This is a genomic window from Aquimarina aquimarini, assembly GCF_900299535.1.
Taxonomy (GTDB): Bacteria; Bacteroidota; Bacteroidia; order Flavobacteriales; family Flavobacteriaceae; genus Aquimarina; species Aquimarina aquimarini.
Genome location: NZ_OMKE01000013.1, coordinates 46,165 through 63,877 on the forward strand (window position 1 = coordinate 46,165; position 17,713 = coordinate 63,877).

Consider the following 17,713-nt stretch of genomic DNA (forward strand, 5'->3'; position numbering starts at 1 on the left):
TTCTGCGCAAAAGTAATATGTTTTATTGATTTATTGTAACTTTATTTATTGTAAAACAATGCTTCTAGTTTTTTGAAGTTATAAAGGGGTCATGAAGAATACAAAAAGATCAGTTACTTTCAAAATTATAGCGGGCTACCTTCTGGCAGGAGTGCTTGCTGTTACTACTTTTTGGGTAATTCGCCAACAGTTAAACAATTATACTCAAATTGCAGAAATCAAAAACCAAAACAACGAAAAACTCTTTCTTGTTGGAGAAGCTATAACTGGTCTATATGAGGCAGAAAGCTTAACAAGAAATATTATTCAAACTTCTGATGTCAAGAAATTCGCTACTTATAAAACTAAAATAGATACCATACTTGAAACAATCAATAAAGTTTCTGAGATATCTTATGACACCCTACAAACTCGAAAAATTGATAGTATTAAGTATCTTATTGATAGTAAAAACAAAAACCTCGAAGCTCTCATTAAAATTTATGAACAACGAAAACAAAAAGGGTTATATGAAACTGCTATTGATGAGCTCAAAAAAGTAAATAAAAGTTTTGACGGGTATACCAATTACAACATTCGATTTAAAGAGTATGACCCTCGTACTAGAAGGAAATTAATCAATATTTTAGAGTTGACTAAGAAGGATAATGCCAAACGGCTAACAAATCAAACTGTTGATTCTCTTGCAACTTCTGTAAGACAAGTCCTTACCGAACTTGAACAAAAGGACAAAAAATATCGTCGTGAGATCACACAAAAAGAGAACAATCTTCTCAAAAATGATCAGATCATTACAAAACAATTAAGAGATTTGCTTGCGGCTATAGATCGAAATGAAAGAAACAGATATCTAACTCGTCTCGAAGCTTCAAATCAAGTTCTTAACAATACTTCTGACATCATTCTTATTATTGCTGCAATCAGTTTTTTGATTGCTATCATATTTCTCTTTTTGATTACCAAAGATGTATCAAAAAGTCAAAAATACAGGAATGAACTTGAAGCTGAAAAAACATATACAGAGTCTCTTTTAAAAACCCGAGAATCTCTAATTAATACGGTTACCCATGATTTACGATCCCCTCTAAACACAGTTATTGGTTATTCTGATTTATTAGAAAGAACAGGGCTAGACAACAAGCAGAAGCATTATCTTGGCCATCTCAAAAAATCATCTGATTACATTCTTCATCTAGTAAATGACCTTCTTGATTTATCCAAACTAGAAGCAGAAAAAATGGTTATTGAAGAATTGCCTTTTTGCCCAAAAAAATTAATAGAAAATACAATATCTAGTGTTATTCCCATTGATGATAAAAAAGACCTAAAAATCAACATCATAACAGACCCCCAATTAAAAAAACAATATCTAGGTGATCCATTCAGAATAAAACAGGTATTAACAAACCTGGTTAATAACGCATATAAATTTACTGATGAAGGAGCTATAACCATTGAAAGTAAAACTACCGAAAATGGTTTATCTGAAAAACAATTGATTGTATCTGTAAAAGATACTGGAATAGGAATTACAAAGGAGCAACAACATCATATTTTTGAAGAGTTTTCTCAAGGTGATGATACTACTGAAAAAAGGTATGGCGGTTTTGGATTAGGACTCGCTATTACCAAGAAAATCATCAAACTCTTACGTGGTAAAATCGAATTATATAGTACTCCTAATATTGGTAGTGAATTTATTTTTTATATCCCTCTCAAAGGGTCGGATTTATTAACCCCTGAGGAGGAACCAGAGATTACAAAAATACAGAGCTTCACCAATAAGAAAGTATTGATTGTCGATGATGACCCAAGTCAATTAGCATTGACTAGTGAAGTGGCTTCTCTGGCAGGATTGGCTTATGACCTATGTAAAAATGGTGTTGAGGCTCTTTCTCTACTACAAGATAATTCTTATGATCTTGTACTTACTGACATACAAATGCCAAAAATGGATGGGTTTATACTTTTGGAATCCATAAAAAGTAATACAAATCACACTAATTTACCTGTTATTGCATTATCAGGTAGAACTGACACTTCTTTTCTAGAATACCAAAAAGCTGGGTTTGCTGGTAATTTACAAAAGCCATATGCCCCCAAGGAATTAATTGACCTTATCGCAATGGTCATTAATATCGACTTGGCAAACTACAACAATACAGCAAATAATGATTCATCTGATGAAGAGTATTCTCTTAATGACCTAATGCTTTTTGCTCATGGCGATTCTGAGTCTCTTTATACCATTCTTGATACATTTTATGAAAGCACCATTGATAACCTTCATCAATTAAAAAAAATAGTAAAGAAAAAAGATATTTCTCAAATTAAAAAGATTGCTCATAAAATGCTTCCTATGTTTAAGCAGATCAAAGCAAAAGAAGTTGTTCCTATTCTTGAAAAATTAGAACATCCTGAGCAATATCACCTCAGCAAAGACGCTATTCTTAAAATAACAAGTGATAGTATTATAAAAATCGAAGGCTTAATTAATAAATTAAAGATCGAAAACTAAAGGCTAATATCGTACTGTTTTAATTTATTGTATAGTGTTTTACGGTCTATAGAAAGCATTCTAGCAGCCTTAGCTTTATTTCCATTTGCTTTTTCTAAAGCATCAAGAATTAATTCTTGTTCATTTTGATTTTTAAACAAGCCATAGGTTTGTTTTGAATTATGAGAGGCATATGCTATATCATTAGGCAAAATACTTAACACAATCATATCTCCCTGCGAAAGAAGAACAGAGCGTTTTACAATATTTTTTAATTCTCTTAGATTTCCTGGCCAATTATATTTTTTGAAAGCTTCTAGAACTTCATCAGCAAAACCTACAACATGTTTTTCTAATTCTATATTTGATTCTTCGAGAAAATGATTTGCAAAAAGCATTAAGTCTTCTATTCTATCTTTCAAAGGTGGAACTTTGATTGAAAATTCATTCAATCTATGATACAAATCTTCTCTAAAATCACCTTCTTTTACAGCATGACTAAGATCTTCATTGGTCGCAACAATCACTCTAATGTCTACTTCAATTTCTTTATTACTCCCTACAGGTTTAATCTTACGCTCTTGAAGTGCTCTTAACAACTGAACTTGCAATTCATAACTCAAATTACCTATTTCATCAAGAAAAAGAGTTCCTCCGTTTGCGGCTTCAAAATGACCAACTTTATCATTTACAGCCCCTGTAAACGACCCTTTAATATGTCCAAAGAACTCGCTAGATGCAATTTCTTTAGGTATTGCTCCACAGTCTACAGCCACAAAGGGTTTATCAGCACGTTTACTTGCTTTATGAATACTACTTGCTACATATTCTTTACCTGTACCACTATCCCCAATAACCAAAACAGACATTCGGGTTGGAGCAACAAGCGCCACGTATTCATTTAATTTTTTTGAAGCATCACTTACTCCTCTCACAAAAGAAGCACTTGTTTTTTTTGATGTATTTTGAGTACAGTTTACTTCTTGCTTCTTTGGCACTACACTAGTTGTAGCGTTGCTTTTTAATGCTTTTTTTATCGTTTGGAGTATCGTATCTGGATTAAATGGTTTTGAAACATAATCAAAAGCTCCTTGTTTTATTGCACTAACTGCCTTATTCACTTCTGCATAGCCAGTCATTATAATAACCTGAGTTTCTGAGCTATTCTCTAGAACCTCATCTAATATAGCAATCCCATCAATATCAGGCAATCTCACATCTGCTAGTACAACATCAAAAGTTTCTTTCTTTATTTTTGGGATAGCCTCATTACCCGAAAACGCTGTAAACACTTCATAATCCTTCTTTTGCAAAAATGTTTTTAGCATTGTACAAAAGGCTACATCATCTTCAATGATAAGTATTTTAGACATATTTTATAATTTAACGTAATCGATGCGAGACATTTGATTTTCACATCGAAACCCATCATTTAATTTCTTAATTATTAAATAATCGCACTATTTCTCTTTGCAGCATAAAACAAAGATCTTTTCTAAACATTATTGCTTAGGGTTTTTCCTGTTTTCACAAAAATGACATCAACCATCAATCAGCTTATAATCAACCTACACCATAATAAATTTAGGTAAATTTAGCTACATTGCATAAAATTACGATTTAAAAATCTTAGTTGAAATAAAAACATAAAAAAAGAGACCCTTGGGATTGAGCCTCTTTTTTAGCACTAAACAACTTTATATCGTCCTTGGTTGCAAAACGATATTCTTTTTCTACCCCTAGATTTAAGATTTATTGTTGTTTGGCTTTATCCATTTGCCATTAGTACTTGCAAATACAACTTTTGTACTGTCATTCTCATCTTGTAGGACGATCTTGTACGTATTATCTTTTGATATATATACTTTAACAATCCTCAAATGACGAAAATCTCTAGCCGCTGCTTCTTGGATTGATAATGGCAATTCTACAATATTGATTTCAGTATATTCTTGTTGTTCATATTCGTATTCTCGGATTACGAGATCATCTTCTAGAACGGCTAATTCGTCCTGAGCTACAACACCCTGCGCCGAAAAGATACTTACTACAATCGCTACTATCATTGGTAACTTTTTCATTTTGGGTTAACTGAATTATTTTTACTCTTATATAAAGAGTAATAATTGTTCCAAACACAGATATCTCACAATAACTATTTCAAATCACTGACTTACAAATAGTTACAATCACACATATCTTTAACAAAAAGTAAACAAATATGTAGAATCCACACAAAAGTGTAGAAATATTACGCGTTTTTTAAAAAAGAGGTTTTCTGCGATTCGCTTTCTTTAAGGACTTTTTTTGCTTGGCTTCCATACGTTTTTTTATGGTAGATTTTGAAGGTTTGGTTGGCTTCCTTTTTTTTGGCTTTTGAAGATTTGCTCTAAGTATAGAGAACAATCGTTTTATCGCCATCTCTTTATTCCTATGCTGACTTCTACTATCACCACATTGTAATAATAAAATCCCTGACTTGGTCAATCTTGAAGATAATTTTTGAGAGAGTCTTAATTTTTCATCATCGGTACATCCTTTTGATGCCATTATATCAAAAGTTAATTCAATTTTTGAAGACACCTTATTTACATGCTGACCTCCTGCTCCTGAACTTCGAATAGCTTTAAACTTTAATTCACTAATAATCAATGAAGTATTCATGAAAAAAGTGTTACCTGATGAGCCGATTTAAGCAAATCATTTACTGTCTTTACAGGATTAAACGTTGTAAGAGGTACTTCTACAAAAACACTAATCCAATTTGACATTGCTCCATTCCATAATCCAGGGAGTTCTAATGCTTTTAGGATTTTTCCATCCATCGTTTTTTCTGTGATAAATCCAGCTTCAGGATCTACATATTGAAGTAAATCAAACTTCTTGCCTTGATAGTCTCGCACTCCACACACCAAATCTACTGGGTTAAAATGGGTTGCACGCCCCAGAATATCAGCTTGTCTACGGTCTGACTTATCTATTTGGGGGGCTTCGATAATTTGCAAAACCTGCCTTCCATTTTCATCCTTAACCCAAAACGGTCCTCCACCTGGCTCTCCTTCATTAATTACCATTCCACAAACACGGATAGGTCTATCTAAGGATTCTCTCAAGAATTGAAGTTTATATTTCTCCGAAAATTTATCAAAATCCAATGGTAATCTCACATTAAGCTGTTTAACCAAGAATTTCTTTATATCTATCAACTCTGCTTCTGATGGGTTCTGTTGATCAATTGCATTTAGAATCCTAAACACCTCATCCTGAACTTCTATCAATTTACCTGCTAATATCTTCTTATAGGCAGAAACTTCATCTTGATATTTACGCACCACAACGTTATCTATATTTTTTATATAAATAATATCTGCATCCAAATCATTAAGATTCTCAATCAATGCCCCATGCCCTCCAGGCCTGAACAAAAGAGAACCATCTTCTTTTCTAAAAGGTTCATTATCCTCTGTTACCGCAATGGTATCTGTTTCGGGTTTCTGAAAAGAATAGGTAATCCTAAAACTTGTATTGGTCTTTTTTTCTACTTTTTTTTTTATTCTTTCAAACTCTTCTTTAAAAGCGTCGAGGTGATCTTTGGAAATAGTAAAGTGTAAGGTTGACTCTCCTTTATCATTGGTATTATATCCTGCTGCTTCATACAAATGCTCTTCAAAAGAAGTTGAAATACTATCTGTATATTTATGAAAAGGAAATAGCCCTTTAGGAAAAGTACCATAATTCAATCCTTTTTCCTTTAGCATCATTTCTACAAAAATATACAATTGTTTCCCTTCAGAAAGGGATTGAAATTTTGGGTATGCATTTTTCACCTTTTCCATAATTGTGGCATAGAACGGAAACTTCTCTAGGCCTATAAGAAAAAGCCGTATCGCGTTTGCCTTTTCATGATTTGTATAAGAGTTTAAACTCTCTTTCTTAAAATCATAGTTATCAAGAAATCTAAACAAATCTTTAAACATACGGGTCGCTGCACCAGAAGCAGGCACAAACTTTATTGTCTCTAGGTTTTCAACTCTAGAATCATACAACTTAGTAAGTTCTGATTGATAATGTTCTGATAGTTTTAAAATCCCGTTATCCAATGTTGCGGCACTTCGCAAAGCAACAAAAGGAATCTCATTCTTAAAAATTTCTATTTGTGAAAACACTTTATCTACGGTTAACCCTTTTGACTTGATTAACTTTATATCTTTATCTGTTATATTCACTTTTCTATATTATTAGTTGGCTAATATGTCTTATTGCTTTCTCAAAACGAGATGTTTTGTCTCCTTTTATGACAATATACGGAAGATTATTATGCTCCAGACATTCTTTGAATCTCAAAAACATTTCCTCTCTCTCATGGGGCTTATCTCTCAGGTCATCAGCAACCCAAGGTATGTCAATATAAGTCAAAAGATACAAATCATAAACATTTTCTAATGAAATTTTGTTAAGTTTTTCAGGTACAGCTCCATCATAATAAGCTTCTGAATACACTTTTAACTCTAAAAGATTGGTATCACAAAACAAAACCTTATTTGCTTTTGTAGCTGCTTCATTTTCTAATCTCATTTGCCCTTCTCCTATAGGAATCAGGTCATCAAAAACACATACTTCTTTAGTTTTATCCCATTTTTCTTGTAGATATTCCCGCATATACTCAGAAACACATTGCGTATCATAATATGAAGCTAATTGCTGGGATAGCGTAGTCTTGCCAGTACATTCTGGACCAAACAACACTACTTTTATGCAATCACTGGGGTCTTGTCTAAGCTTTTCTTCCATGTAATATATCCAAAAATTGCAATTACAGTAAATAATAAATACTGTAGACTCGTAAATGTAAATCCTTTATAAAAATATAATGGTACCGAAATAATATCTCCAATAATCCAAAATATCCAGTTCTCTATTTTTCTTTTTGCCATGAGCCACATTCCTACAAAAAATATTGCTGTAGTCAAAGTATCAATATATGCTGGCCAATCATTCAGCTTATCAAAAACAACATAAACCCCAAATACAAAAAGTATCGTCATAATAAATATTATTATAGCTATGTTATCTTCTTCAGAAGTTGTTTTAGAAATAGGAGTAACACTTACTTCATCTACTTTTCGAGTCCACACATACCACCCATAAATGCTCATTATAAAATAATACACATTAATCATCATATCACCTAGTAAGGACCATTCTAATAACAAATACACATAAATAGAAGTACTTATAATCCCAGTTGGGTATACCCATATTTTATTAAGCCAAGCAAAGAGCACACTTAAGAATCCTAAAAATGCAGCAATAATTTCAAGTGTTATATGCAAATTTGAATATTCTGAATACTGTCCGAAGAAAAAATCAAAAAAAGGGCTCATAATCGCTTCTATTACTTTTTACCATTTTCATATGTACTAAAACATGATCCATAGCACCAAATGCTTTTTTTATTTCCTGAGTAAGAAAAGTCATCAACTTATCATACTCGCCATAAATCTGAGTACTTAAAGGGTTTTCTAAAACTTTAAAATCAGACGCACGCAAACATTTTATAAAACGTATGATATGTTCTTCAAAATCATTTTGAAGTGGGGTAAGGGTAAGTTCTATTGATATTTGCATCTTCTTTACAATAAAATATATGGTTACAAAACTACGAAAGTAAGTATTGTCAATAATTTAAACCTAAAATATCTCATAGAAATCTATCTAATGAATATTGCTTTTGAACGTTTATCACAACTTCTATACTACAACTACTTATATACAATTTATTACTATTCTATAGCTTGTTGAGCATATACACATGTAAAGCCTTCAAACTCCAAAAAACTCAAATCATAATGACTGATTTGATCTTTATAGCTAATAGCTCCATAAACAAAAGGATATTCCAATTCAAACGGTGAGATAAAAATATGCTGCTCAAAACTCAATCCTGCGGTGGCATACAGTTTATATAACGACTCTTTGGCTCCCCATATTACTGTAAGTGCTCGAGTTTTATCAAAATCTCGTTTTGTTATTGATTCGTTTTCGAATTCGTTTACAAATTTATGTGCTATCCTTTGTATTTTTTCTCTTTGTTTTTCGATATCAATCCCTACTGGCTTATCACTAACAATAACTCCTGCAAATTCGTATGAATGGGTAATCGATATTTGCTTACCATCTGTAAGATGTGGTTTGCCAAATTCATCATAATAAAGATCGTGATCGGTATACCCAAATATAGCTAGTAAATGCCGCACACTCATAAAGGCTCTGCGATGCATCTCTGATTTCATGCCATTTACTCTGTTTTGGCAATGGGTTGTTAATTCTATTCCTTCACATAGAGACTCATACGATTCTTCGATCTTCCAAATCAACACATTAGTGCTTTGATCTACTGTTATAGTTTTGTAAAGAGGCATTTAGATTCTTAAAGTTATTACGTACCTTTGCAAACCGAAAAAAGAAGTTTTTTCTAATTTTTTCGAAAGGCGAATTTAGAACAAATTAGTGCAAAATGCCAGAATGCGCTTTATAAACATAAAATAAAAACTATGAGTACCAAAACAGTACCTTATGTTCCTTACAAGGTAAAAGATATTTCTTTGGCTGCCTGGGGAAGAAAAGAAATCGAATTAGCCGAAGCAGAAATGCCTGGATTAATGTCTCTTCGTGAAGAATACAAAGATGAGCAACCTCTTAAAGGTGCTCGTATTGCAGGTTGTCTTCACATGACTATCCAAACGGCCGTATTGATAGAAACACTTCAAGCTCTAGGTGCAGAAGTTACATGGAGTTCTTGTAATATATTTTCTACTCAAGATCAAGCTGCTGCTGCAATTGCAGATGCTGGTATACCTGTATATGCTTGGAAAGGAATGAACGAAGAAGAATTTGACTGGTGTATCGAACAAACTTTATTTTTTGGTGAAGACAGAAAGCCACTTAATATGATTCTTGATGATGGTGGTGATCTTACCAATATGGTATTAGACAAATACCCTGAACTAGTTAGTGGCATTAATGGTTTATCTGAAGAGACAACTACTGGCGTACACCGTTTATACGAAAGAATGAAAAACGGAACACTACCTATGCCTGCTATCAATGTAAATGACTCTGTAACCAAATCAAAATTTGATAACAAATACGGGTGTCGTGAGAGTGCTGTTGATGCTATTAGGCGTGCTACAGACACAATGCTCGCTGGTAAACGTGTAGTTGTTTGTGGATATGGTGACGTTGGTAAAGGTTCTGCCGCTTCTTTCAAAGGAGCTGGATCAATAGTAACTGTTACTGAGATCGACCCTATATGTGCACTACAAGCAGCAATGGACGGTTTTGAAGTAAAAAAACTAGAAACTGTAATTGGTAATGCTGATGTTGTTATTACTACTACTGGAAACAAGGATATTGTACAAGGAAAACACTTTAAAGCATTAAAAGACAAAGCTATCGTTTGTAATATCGGTCATTTTGATAATGAAATAGATATGGCTTGGTTAAATGACAACTACGGAGACACAAAAGATGAAATCAAACCTCAAGTTGATAAATATACTGTTGATGGCAAAGATATCATTATCCTTGCTGAAGGTCGTTTGGTAAATCTTGGTTGTGCTACTGGGCATCCAAGTTTTGTGATGAGTAACTCATTTACCAACCAAACCTTGGCACAAATAGAGCTTTGGAACAATAAAGAAAACTATAAAAATGAAGTGTATATGCTACCTAAACATCTTGATGAAAAGGTTGCAAAACTACACTTGGCACGTCTAGGAGTAGAACTAGAAACCTTAAGACCAGATCAAGCAGAATATATTGGTGTTACCGTTGAAGGGCCATTTAAACCAGAATATTACAGATACTAAAAAAAGCATCTGATTTTATAAATAAAAAAGTCTCTTTTCTTCCTTTGAAAAGAGACTTTTTTATTGTTTTACTTTCTTTTGCTAGTAATTTTAAGCTCCCAGATTATACCAATTCTGATTTAAATTTACTCATAAGAAAAATGATGGGTTTTTGACTTAAATAAAAAAGAAAAATCAAGCATAGCAGGGCTATGGTTGTGTTTTATTTTGAAACATTAGACAAAAAGGAGCGGTTTTATTGATTAAATTTAAGTTGGAAATGGTATTACTATTACTTTGCCTTTTTAAGAATGTATTTTGCCATTTCTTTTGCTAGTTTAGCATAACTCTCAGCTATTCTATATCCTGAGTTAAAATCGGCTCCATAAAAATTACTCCCAGGAACCTTAAAATATTTTGTAGAGAATACTATTTTATCAGGATTAGCAGTTTCGTATATAATGATTGTTGCATTTACTTTAGACGGCTGTTTTACAACACCAACATTATAGCCTGGATAAATCCACGTTGTTTTAACCTTCATTGTATACTTAGCATTTTTTATATCTTTTCCAACCTTTACAGCTCCACCATCAAAACGCTTATTGAATGACTCTATATACTTTGGTTCATATAAATTTTCACGATCAGCAAACCAAGATTTTTTAAATTTCTCTCCACCACCAACATTCTTCTCTTCTCGCTTATCCATTTTATCTTTCAAAAACTCTTCTTCTGTATCAAATTTATGAACTTTAAGGTTTTCATAATCAAACACTAATTTGTATTCTGTAATTCCTTTTAAATTTTTAATACTCCCTTCTATATCTTTTCGTTTTTGCCCAAAAGAAAGTGTAAGGGTCATTAGCATTGTAACTAACACTATTTTTTTCATAATTAGGTTTTTAAATTTATCACAACTAAAGATATTTCTTTTTTAGTAAAAAAAGAGAATACTTCAAATACTTAATTTATAAAACTTGAAAATTAGCCGCTACACATTAAAGAAAAAACATAAAAAAAACCTTTCAAGATATCTTGAAAGGTTTTTTTATATTACAAAGAAAAAATTCTCTATGCCTCAAAAGGAACTATTGAAACATATGATTTATCATCTTTCTTTTTAGTAAACTTTACAATACCATCTACTCTTGCGTGCAGGGTATGATCTTTACCAGCGTATACATTTTCACCTGGCTTGTGGGCTGTACCTCTTTGTCTTACAATGATGTTTCCAGCCACGGCAGCTTGTCCACCAAATATCTTAACACCTAAGCGTTTCGATTCTGATTCTCTACCGTTTTTTGAACTACCAACTCCTTTTTTATGAGCCATAATACATATTTTTAAATTTCACCTTCTATCTAAAGCAAGATAGAGATTTGGTAAAAAAATTAAACGTTTATTTTTCTATACCACCTTTGTGGTTATCCTGCCATTCTTTCAACTCATCCCATTTACCATCAGCAGCCATCTTTGCTTGCTTTGGCCATGATCCTGGGTTTTTTGAAGCGTAACGAGAACCTGCTTCTGCTAAAATTTCTTTTAGCTTTTCTACATCTGTTCCTGCAAGATCTGCAAATGTATTGATCCCTGAATTATTGAATATTTCGGCAATTTTAGGACCGATTCCTTCAACTTTTTTAAGATCATCACCTTTTACAGTAGATTTCTTTTCTGCTTTTGGCTTAGCCTCTGTTTTCTTAGGTGCTGCTGCCTTAGCTTTTGGTTCAGCTTTTTTAGCTGCTGTTTTCTTTGCTCCAGAAGTTACAATACTCTCGATAACAATTTCTGTAAGAGATTGACGGTGACCATTCTTAACACGGTATCCTTTACGTCTCTTTTTCTTGAAAACAATAACTTTATCACCTTTAAGGTGTCTTGTGATTTTTGCTCCTACTTGAGCTCCATCTATAGCTGGGGCGCCTAAAGTAACATTGTCTCCATCTGCGGCAAGAAGAACTTTGTCAAAAGAAACTTTGTCTCCTTCTTCTCCTGCTAAACGGTGTACAAACACTTTTTGGTCTTTTGCAACCTTAAATTGCTGCCCTGCTATCTCTACAATTGCGTACATAGCGTAACGTTTAATTAATTATTTTGTAAATAAAGAACTGCCTATTTTTTTAAATAGGCGGGTGCAAATATACTGCTAATTAATTAAATGACAAACATTTTAAGCCTCTACAGAGTATGATTTGTGATTTTTCTTAGAATTCCAGCTTTCTTTAAACAGCTGCATAAACGATAAGGTAAGCATAAAAGTGGTTGCAAACCCCATAATTGCCGCTACAAACACAACAATACCAACACCCACATGATAATGTGAGCTCCAGTTTGCTAACATTTCTGGCAAGAAACCTACATTAATATTCGTTACATACACTGCAAAAAACATTGTGAAAAGAATAGTTGCATTAAACCCAGTAAAAAGCCCTGCCATAAACCCTTTTTGATACTCAAACTCTTTTCCTTTTTCATGCTTATAATTCTTCATAGCACTATACAAACCAAAAGCCATAATAATACCATTACCTAAGCTAAAAACAGGCTTTGTTTGTACTCCTATCAAAGAAAGAATTAAAAAATATATAACAAGACCTACAGCAATGAGGATACCGTATTTTACAGGAATAGTTGATTTTTTCATAAGTTCTATCTTTTAAAGTTCTTATTTAAAAATAAGAAAAACAGAACTTTTTTAAGTACAAACAAATGTTAATTTATTGTTTTTCAATGTATTAAAAAACTACTTATTCCTGTTTGCCAAGTATACTCCAAGAATAATAACTCCAGAGGCAAACACTTGATACAGTGTAAACTTCTCATTATCCAATATCCCCCATAATAATGCTACAATAGGAATTGTATATGTTACCGAACTTGCAAATACTGGGGTACTAATCTGAACCAACTTATTAAACAACACTTTGGCAATCCCTGTTCCTATTACTGCAAGAATAGATATATACACCAAACTTGTATGCACCATAGGATCATGCATTACATCACTCTTAAAAAAACCAGAAAAAAATAACACAATCAATGCTGGAATAACCAATACTAGAAAGTTTCCATTGGCAATGGCCATAGGAGATATATGCTGCATATATCGTTTTATAATATTCACATTAATCGCATAACAAACCGACGCACAAAGCACCAATAATGCATACCAATAATTTTGATCTGGGTTTACAGATGCTCCTTCTAATATAAGCGCTAAGCAACCTATAAGCCCTACAACAACACCTATAAGCTGATTTTTACTAAATGTTACTGAGAAAATTAACACCCCAAATATCAATGTAACCAGAGGAGTGGTTGAGTTAAGTATAGAAGCAATACCACTATCGATTTCTGTTTCGGCAAAGGCAAACAAAAAGGCGGGTATAAATGTTCCTGCAAAGGCAGATATAATTATCCATTTCCAATCAGCAGCTTGTATGGTCTTCATACTTCTGAATCCAATTAAAAACAAAAAGGTTGCAGCAAATAATGTTCTTAGCGCACCCAATTGCAAAGGCGTAAGCCCAATCAATGATTTCTTAATAAGAATAAATGAACTCCCCCATACCAAAGACAATACTACTAGGTATATCCATTTTAGTTTTGTGTTTTGCATCTCCTTATAACTATAGTTGCAAAAGTGATGAAATTATAGATACACAAGGGCTGTTTTTTCAATAAAATTAATTCTCTTGAAATATCCTTTCTATTATTTCCAATTAATAGTTTCCATCAAATGCATCATATCATTACGCAAGTAATTGGCCGCTGGGAGTATTGAATCATAATTAGGTTTTACTTTGAAGTACATTGACCCAACAATAAAATGATTCACACTATCTGTTACATAAAACTGGGATGGGGATGCTGCATTGCCAGAAACTTCATAAAACACACCATAGACATTGTTTTTCTTATTTTCAAAAGGAGTCTGTGTAATCCCATCTGCTTTGACGACATGCTCTTGTGTAAGATTCTGAGCATCCCTGAGCAACGAGTCTAAATTATTGTTAACTTGATAATACGAAATATACATGGTTGCCCTCATTTTTTTATACTCCAAATTATACCAACATCGTTGATTTCTTCTTGCCGAATACAGTTCTGAAAGATCATTTTTTTCAAAAGAATATGAACATGGCAGTAACACTTCTTTATACTTTGGCTCAGGATAACTCAATCGCAACATTCCTTTAGGCTTAGGCAATACCTCTCCTCCACAGGAAAAAAATACAATTGGCGCACTTACTACCAAAAAAAACTTAACTATCTTACTCCTCATTGATCGTTAATTTCACTTGTTTTATTCGCTTATTATCTAATGACTCTACCTTAAATGCGTAGTGATTCAAAGCTATAGTTTCTCCTCGTTTAGGGAAACTTCCTGATATCTCAAGCAGTAACCCTGCTATAGTTTCGGCATCTCCTTTTTTATTCTCAAATACAGTACTATCTTCCAGCTTTAGTATTTTATAAAAATCCTTTAAGGCCGTTCTTCCTTCAAAAACATAGTTTTTATCATCAAGTTTTGAAAAAATCAAATCCTCATCATCAAATTCATCGCTAATATCTCCAACTATTTCTTCTATAATATCCTCTAATGAAATCAAACCACTAGTTCCTCCATACTCATCTACAACTATAGCTAAGTGATTTTTCTTGTCTTTAAAATCATTAAGCAAATCATCTAGTTTTTTATTTTCTGGCACAAAATAAGGCTCTCTCAATAATGGAATCCAATCAAAAGAAGTTTCATTTATATGTGGCAACAAATCTTTCACATACAAAATCCCAATAACCTTATCAATACTATCTTCAAACACAGGGATTCTAGAATACCCTTTTTCTATAATTTCTGGAAGAATTTCTTTGTATGAGGAAGCACTATTAAGTGCAAAAATATCCATACGAGGACGCATTACTTGTTTGGTGTCTGTATTACCAAAAGACACAATCCCTTCTAATATTTTCTTTTCTTCATCTGTAGTATCATTATCTGATGTCAATTCTAATGCCTGTGATAACTGATCTACACTTAAATTTGACTTTTGTTTTCCTAACTGGCTATGCATCCTTACAGTTACACTTCTCATAGGAATACTTACTGGAGAAATTATCCAATCTAAGGCTCCTAATGGGCGCGCCATAAGCTTAGCAAATTTCACCCTATTTCTACTAGCATATAACTTTGGCAAAATCTCACCAAACAACAATATAAAAAAGGTTGCCAATCCTACCTCTACTACAAACCTTACATTGATCCACCCTAACCAAACATAATCCAAATTACTGAAATACACTTTTCCTATTGCATCAAAAAGCAATACAATTGCAATATTGATAAAATTGTTTGCCACCAGTATGGTCGCCAGTAACTTTTTTGGGCTATCTAGCAACTTAATTATAATCTTAAGATTCCTAGAGATATTTTCTTCATCTTTAAGGTCAGTAGGCGTCAATGAGAATAAAGCTACTTCACTACCAGAAATCAATGCAGAAAAAATGAGCAATACAACAAGTACAACCACATTAATGGTTTGCAGAATATCAAAAGTGAATAATGAAATAAATAACAGTTCAGGATCAGGGTCCAAATTATCTTTGTTTAGTTAAACATATCAGAACGGAAGATCATCTTCTTCCATATTCTGTGAATTAGATGGAGCTGCCTGTGTATTATTATCAGCCGCAGGCGCATTCATTTGACGTGTATTCTGAGGTCCAGATTCAGAAGGTTGACTCTCATTTTTAGGAGTAAGAAAAGTAAAATCTGTACATTGTATTTCTGTACTATATCTATCTTTTCCTTGCTCATCTTGCCATTTTCTAGTCTTAAGACGTCCTTCTATATATATCTTATCTCCTTTATTAAGGTATTTTTCACATATTTCTGCAGCTTTATTTCTTACTACAATATTATGCCACTCTGTCGAATTTACACGTTCTCCTGTACTTTTATTGACATATGAATCATTGGTAGCAAGTGGAAATCTGCCTATGCAATTACCTCCTTCAAAATAATGCATCTTTACCTCATCTCCTGTATGCCCAATAAGCATTACTTTATTTAGTGTTCCAGACATTTTTATTTATAGTTTTTATTAGGGTTATTGTGCGCAAAGAAATAATAAACCTTGATAAATAACACCATCTTGATCTTCTTATTTTTTTAACTAACCCAAAAACAGTTTTCTTATTATAGTAAATGTAATAAAAAATAACAAACAAATAGCTTTGTGCATCTCTTAACTCATGCTTTTTAAATGTTTTTTAATAGAGTTTTTATCAAAAAAATTATCTATAAATTTCCCTAACAAAATAGGAACGGGATATCCATGTATATCAGTACAATCAATAAGTTTTTGATTATGAATAATTGATGGAGATTCTTCTACCTTTACAATATAGAGCTGAGTGTGTAAATGTTGATGAGATAACTTATGCACTATAGGTTTATCATAAAATGGTGTTATCTCATACCTCTTTCCTTTCACCATTTCTTTAAAAATATCATCAGAATCAATCGTAGCATGATCTACTCCTTCTCCTTCTATTAAAGGGAATTCATATAACCCTTCCCAAATTCCTTTACCTTTCCTTTGTTGAACAATTGTTTTTTGATTTTCTGTGCAAAAAACTAAGTAGTTAAAATATCGTTTTTTGATTTTTAGTTTTTTAATTTTAACAGGTAACAACTGTACTCTTCCTTCTTTTAATGCGTCACAACTATCTTGTATAGGACAAACAATACAATACGGGCTTTGGGGCTTGCACTGTAAAGCTCCAAACTCCATAATTGCCTGATTATATTCTGCAGGCTGCTCATGATCCATTAATGTTATAGCCAACTCTTTGAATTCTTTTACCCCTTTAGTAGTATTAATAGGAGTATCGATCCCGTAATATCTTGACAATACTCTATATACATTACCATCTACTACAGGAACTGCTTCGTTATAACAAATAGAAGCAATGGCACTTGCAGTATAATCACCCACTCCTTTAAGTTTTAAAAGGTCATTATATGTAGAAGGAAAAACACCTTTTAGATCATCTGCTACATATTTTGCAGTAGTATGTAAGTTTCTAGCTCTTGAATAATACCCCAAACCTTGCCATAATTTTAACACTTCTTCTTCTTTTGCATTGGCAAGATCAAAAACAGTAGGAAAGGCTTCTGTAAATGACAAATAATATGGCAATCCTTGTGCTACTCTGGTTTGCTGAAGTATAATTTCACTAAGCCAAATGTGATATGGATTTTTGGTTTCCCGCCATGGCATTGCTCTTTTGTTTTGTAAGTACCACGAAATGAGTTTTTTAGAAAAAATCATAGTAAAATTATAAGTTTTGCAAAATT

Annotated in this window: 19 protein-coding genes; 2 read left to right on the forward strand and 17 right to left on the reverse strand. The window is 32.7% G+C overall.

Annotated elements, in window-relative coordinates; genetic code table 11:
- The first annotated feature begins 91 nt into the window (after positions 1-91).
- Entirely contained in the window at positions 92-2,518 is a 2,427-nt protein-coding gene (locus tag DG508_RS07830; protein ID WP_108867616.1) for a hybrid sensor histidine kinase/response regulator, read from the forward strand.
- Here DG508_RS07830 and DG508_RS07835 read toward each other — a convergent pair.
- The 8 genes from DG508_RS07835 to DG508_RS07870 form a co-directional block, all read right to left on the reverse strand.
- Entirely contained in the window at positions 2,515-3,870 is a 1,356-nt protein-coding gene (locus DG508_RS07835) for a sigma-54-dependent transcriptional regulator (protein WP_108867617.1), read from the reverse strand. The genes DG508_RS07830 and DG508_RS07835 overlap by 4 nt on opposite strands.
- A gap of 372 nt (positions 3,871-4,242) precedes the next feature.
- Positions 4,243-4,578, reverse strand: a complete 336-nt coding sequence (locus DG508_RS07840) for a hypothetical protein (protein ID WP_108867618.1) — start codon at positions 4,576-4,578, stop codon at positions 4,243-4,245.
- 181 nt (positions 4,579-4,759) lie between these two features.
- Complete coding sequence (gene arfB, locus DG508_RS07845) at positions 4,760-5,161, reverse strand: alternative ribosome rescue aminoacyl-tRNA hydrolase ArfB (RefSeq protein WP_108867619.1); 402 nt, start codon at positions 5,159-5,161, stop codon at positions 4,760-4,762.
- Positions 5,158-6,723 (reverse strand): DUF4301 family protein, encoded by a 1,566-nt coding sequence (locus DG508_RS07850; RefSeq protein WP_108867620.1) that lies wholly within the window; start codon positions 6,721-6,723, stop codon positions 5,158-5,160. The genes arfB and DG508_RS07850 overlap by 4 nt, the downstream gene beginning before the upstream one ends.
- A 4-nt stretch (positions 6,724-6,727) precedes the next feature.
- Complete coding sequence (locus DG508_RS07855; protein WP_108867621.1) at positions 6,728-7,288, reverse strand: AAA family ATPase; 561 nt, start codon at positions 7,286-7,288, stop codon at positions 6,728-6,730.
- Complete coding sequence (pnuC, locus tag DG508_RS07860) at positions 7,249-7,881, reverse strand: nicotinamide riboside transporter PnuC (RefSeq protein ID WP_108867622.1); 633 nt, start codon at positions 7,879-7,881, stop codon at positions 7,249-7,251. The genes DG508_RS07855 and pnuC overlap by 40 nt, the downstream gene beginning before the upstream one ends.
- Complete coding sequence (locus DG508_RS07865) at positions 7,865-8,125, reverse strand: thiamine-binding protein (RefSeq protein WP_108867623.1); 261 nt, start codon at positions 8,123-8,125, stop codon at positions 7,865-7,867. Before DG508_RS07865 ends, pnuC begins: the two co-directional genes overlap by 17 nt.
- Before the next feature lie 155 nt (positions 8,126-8,280).
- Positions 8,281-8,919 carry a 4'-phosphopantetheinyl transferase family protein gene (locus tag DG508_RS07870; protein WP_108867624.1) on the reverse strand — a complete coding sequence of 213 codons (639 nt, stop codon included), beginning with the start codon at positions 8,917-8,919 and terminating at the stop codon, positions 8,281-8,283.
- A gap of 132 nt (positions 8,920-9,051) precedes the next feature.
- On the opposite strand from DG508_RS07870, the gene ahcY reads away from it, so the two are divergent.
- Positions 9,052-10,368, forward strand: a complete 1,317-nt coding sequence (ahcY, locus tag DG508_RS07875) for an adenosylhomocysteinase (RefSeq protein ID WP_108867625.1) — start codon at positions 9,052-9,054, stop codon at positions 10,366-10,368.
- Positions 10,369-10,639: 271 nt separating this feature from the next.
- On the opposite strand, the gene DG508_RS07880 is transcribed toward ahcY, so the two are convergent.
- From DG508_RS07880 to mutY, 9 genes are all read right to left on the reverse strand, one after another.
- Entirely contained in the window at positions 10,640-11,242 is a 603-nt protein-coding gene (locus DG508_RS07880) for a hypothetical protein (RefSeq protein ID WP_108867626.1), read from the reverse strand.
- Between the two features lie 179 nt (positions 11,243-11,421).
- A complete protein-coding gene (gene rpmA, locus DG508_RS07885) occupies positions 11,422-11,682 on the reverse strand; it encodes a 50S ribosomal protein L27 (protein ID WP_108867627.1) in 261 nt (86 codons plus the stop codon).
- A 67-nt stretch (positions 11,683-11,749) separates the two neighbouring features.
- Positions 11,750-12,421 (reverse strand): 50S ribosomal protein L21, encoded by a 672-nt coding sequence (gene rplU, locus DG508_RS07890; protein ID WP_108867628.1) that lies wholly within the window; start codon positions 12,419-12,421, stop codon positions 11,750-11,752.
- A 99-nt stretch (positions 12,422-12,520) separates the two neighbouring features.
- A complete protein-coding gene (locus DG508_RS07895) occupies positions 12,521-12,994 on the reverse strand; it encodes a DUF4199 domain-containing protein (RefSeq protein ID WP_108867629.1) in 474 nt (157 codons plus the stop codon).
- Between the two features lie 99 nt (positions 12,995-13,093).
- Positions 13,094-13,969: a DMT family transporter gene (locus tag DG508_RS07900; RefSeq protein WP_108867630.1), complete on the reverse strand. Its 876-nt coding sequence runs from the start codon at positions 13,967-13,969 to the stop codon at positions 13,094-13,096.
- Positions 13,970-14,062: 93 nt separating this feature from the next.
- The gene (gldD, locus tag DG508_RS07905; RefSeq protein WP_108867631.1) at positions 14,063-14,635 is read right to left on the reverse strand and encodes a gliding motility lipoprotein GldD; all 573 of its coding nucleotides are present in this window, start codon (positions 14,633-14,635) and stop codon (positions 14,063-14,065) included.
- On the reverse strand, positions 14,625-15,947 hold the full coding sequence (locus DG508_RS07910; RefSeq protein ID WP_108867632.1) for a gliding motility-associated protein GldE: 1,323 nt from the start codon (positions 15,945-15,947) through the stop codon (positions 14,625-14,627). Before DG508_RS07910 ends, gldD begins: the two co-directional genes overlap by 11 nt.
- Positions 15,948-15,971: 24 nt before the next feature.
- Entirely contained in the window at positions 15,972-16,436 is a 465-nt protein-coding gene (locus tag DG508_RS07915) for a single-stranded DNA-binding protein (protein WP_108867633.1), read from the reverse strand.
- A 162-nt stretch (positions 16,437-16,598) separates the two neighbouring features.
- On the reverse strand, positions 16,599-17,687 hold the full coding sequence (gene mutY / locus DG508_RS07920) for an A/G-specific adenine glycosylase (protein ID WP_108867634.1): 1,089 nt from the start codon (positions 17,685-17,687) through the stop codon (positions 16,599-16,601).
- Positions 17,688-17,713 lie beyond the last annotated feature (26 nt).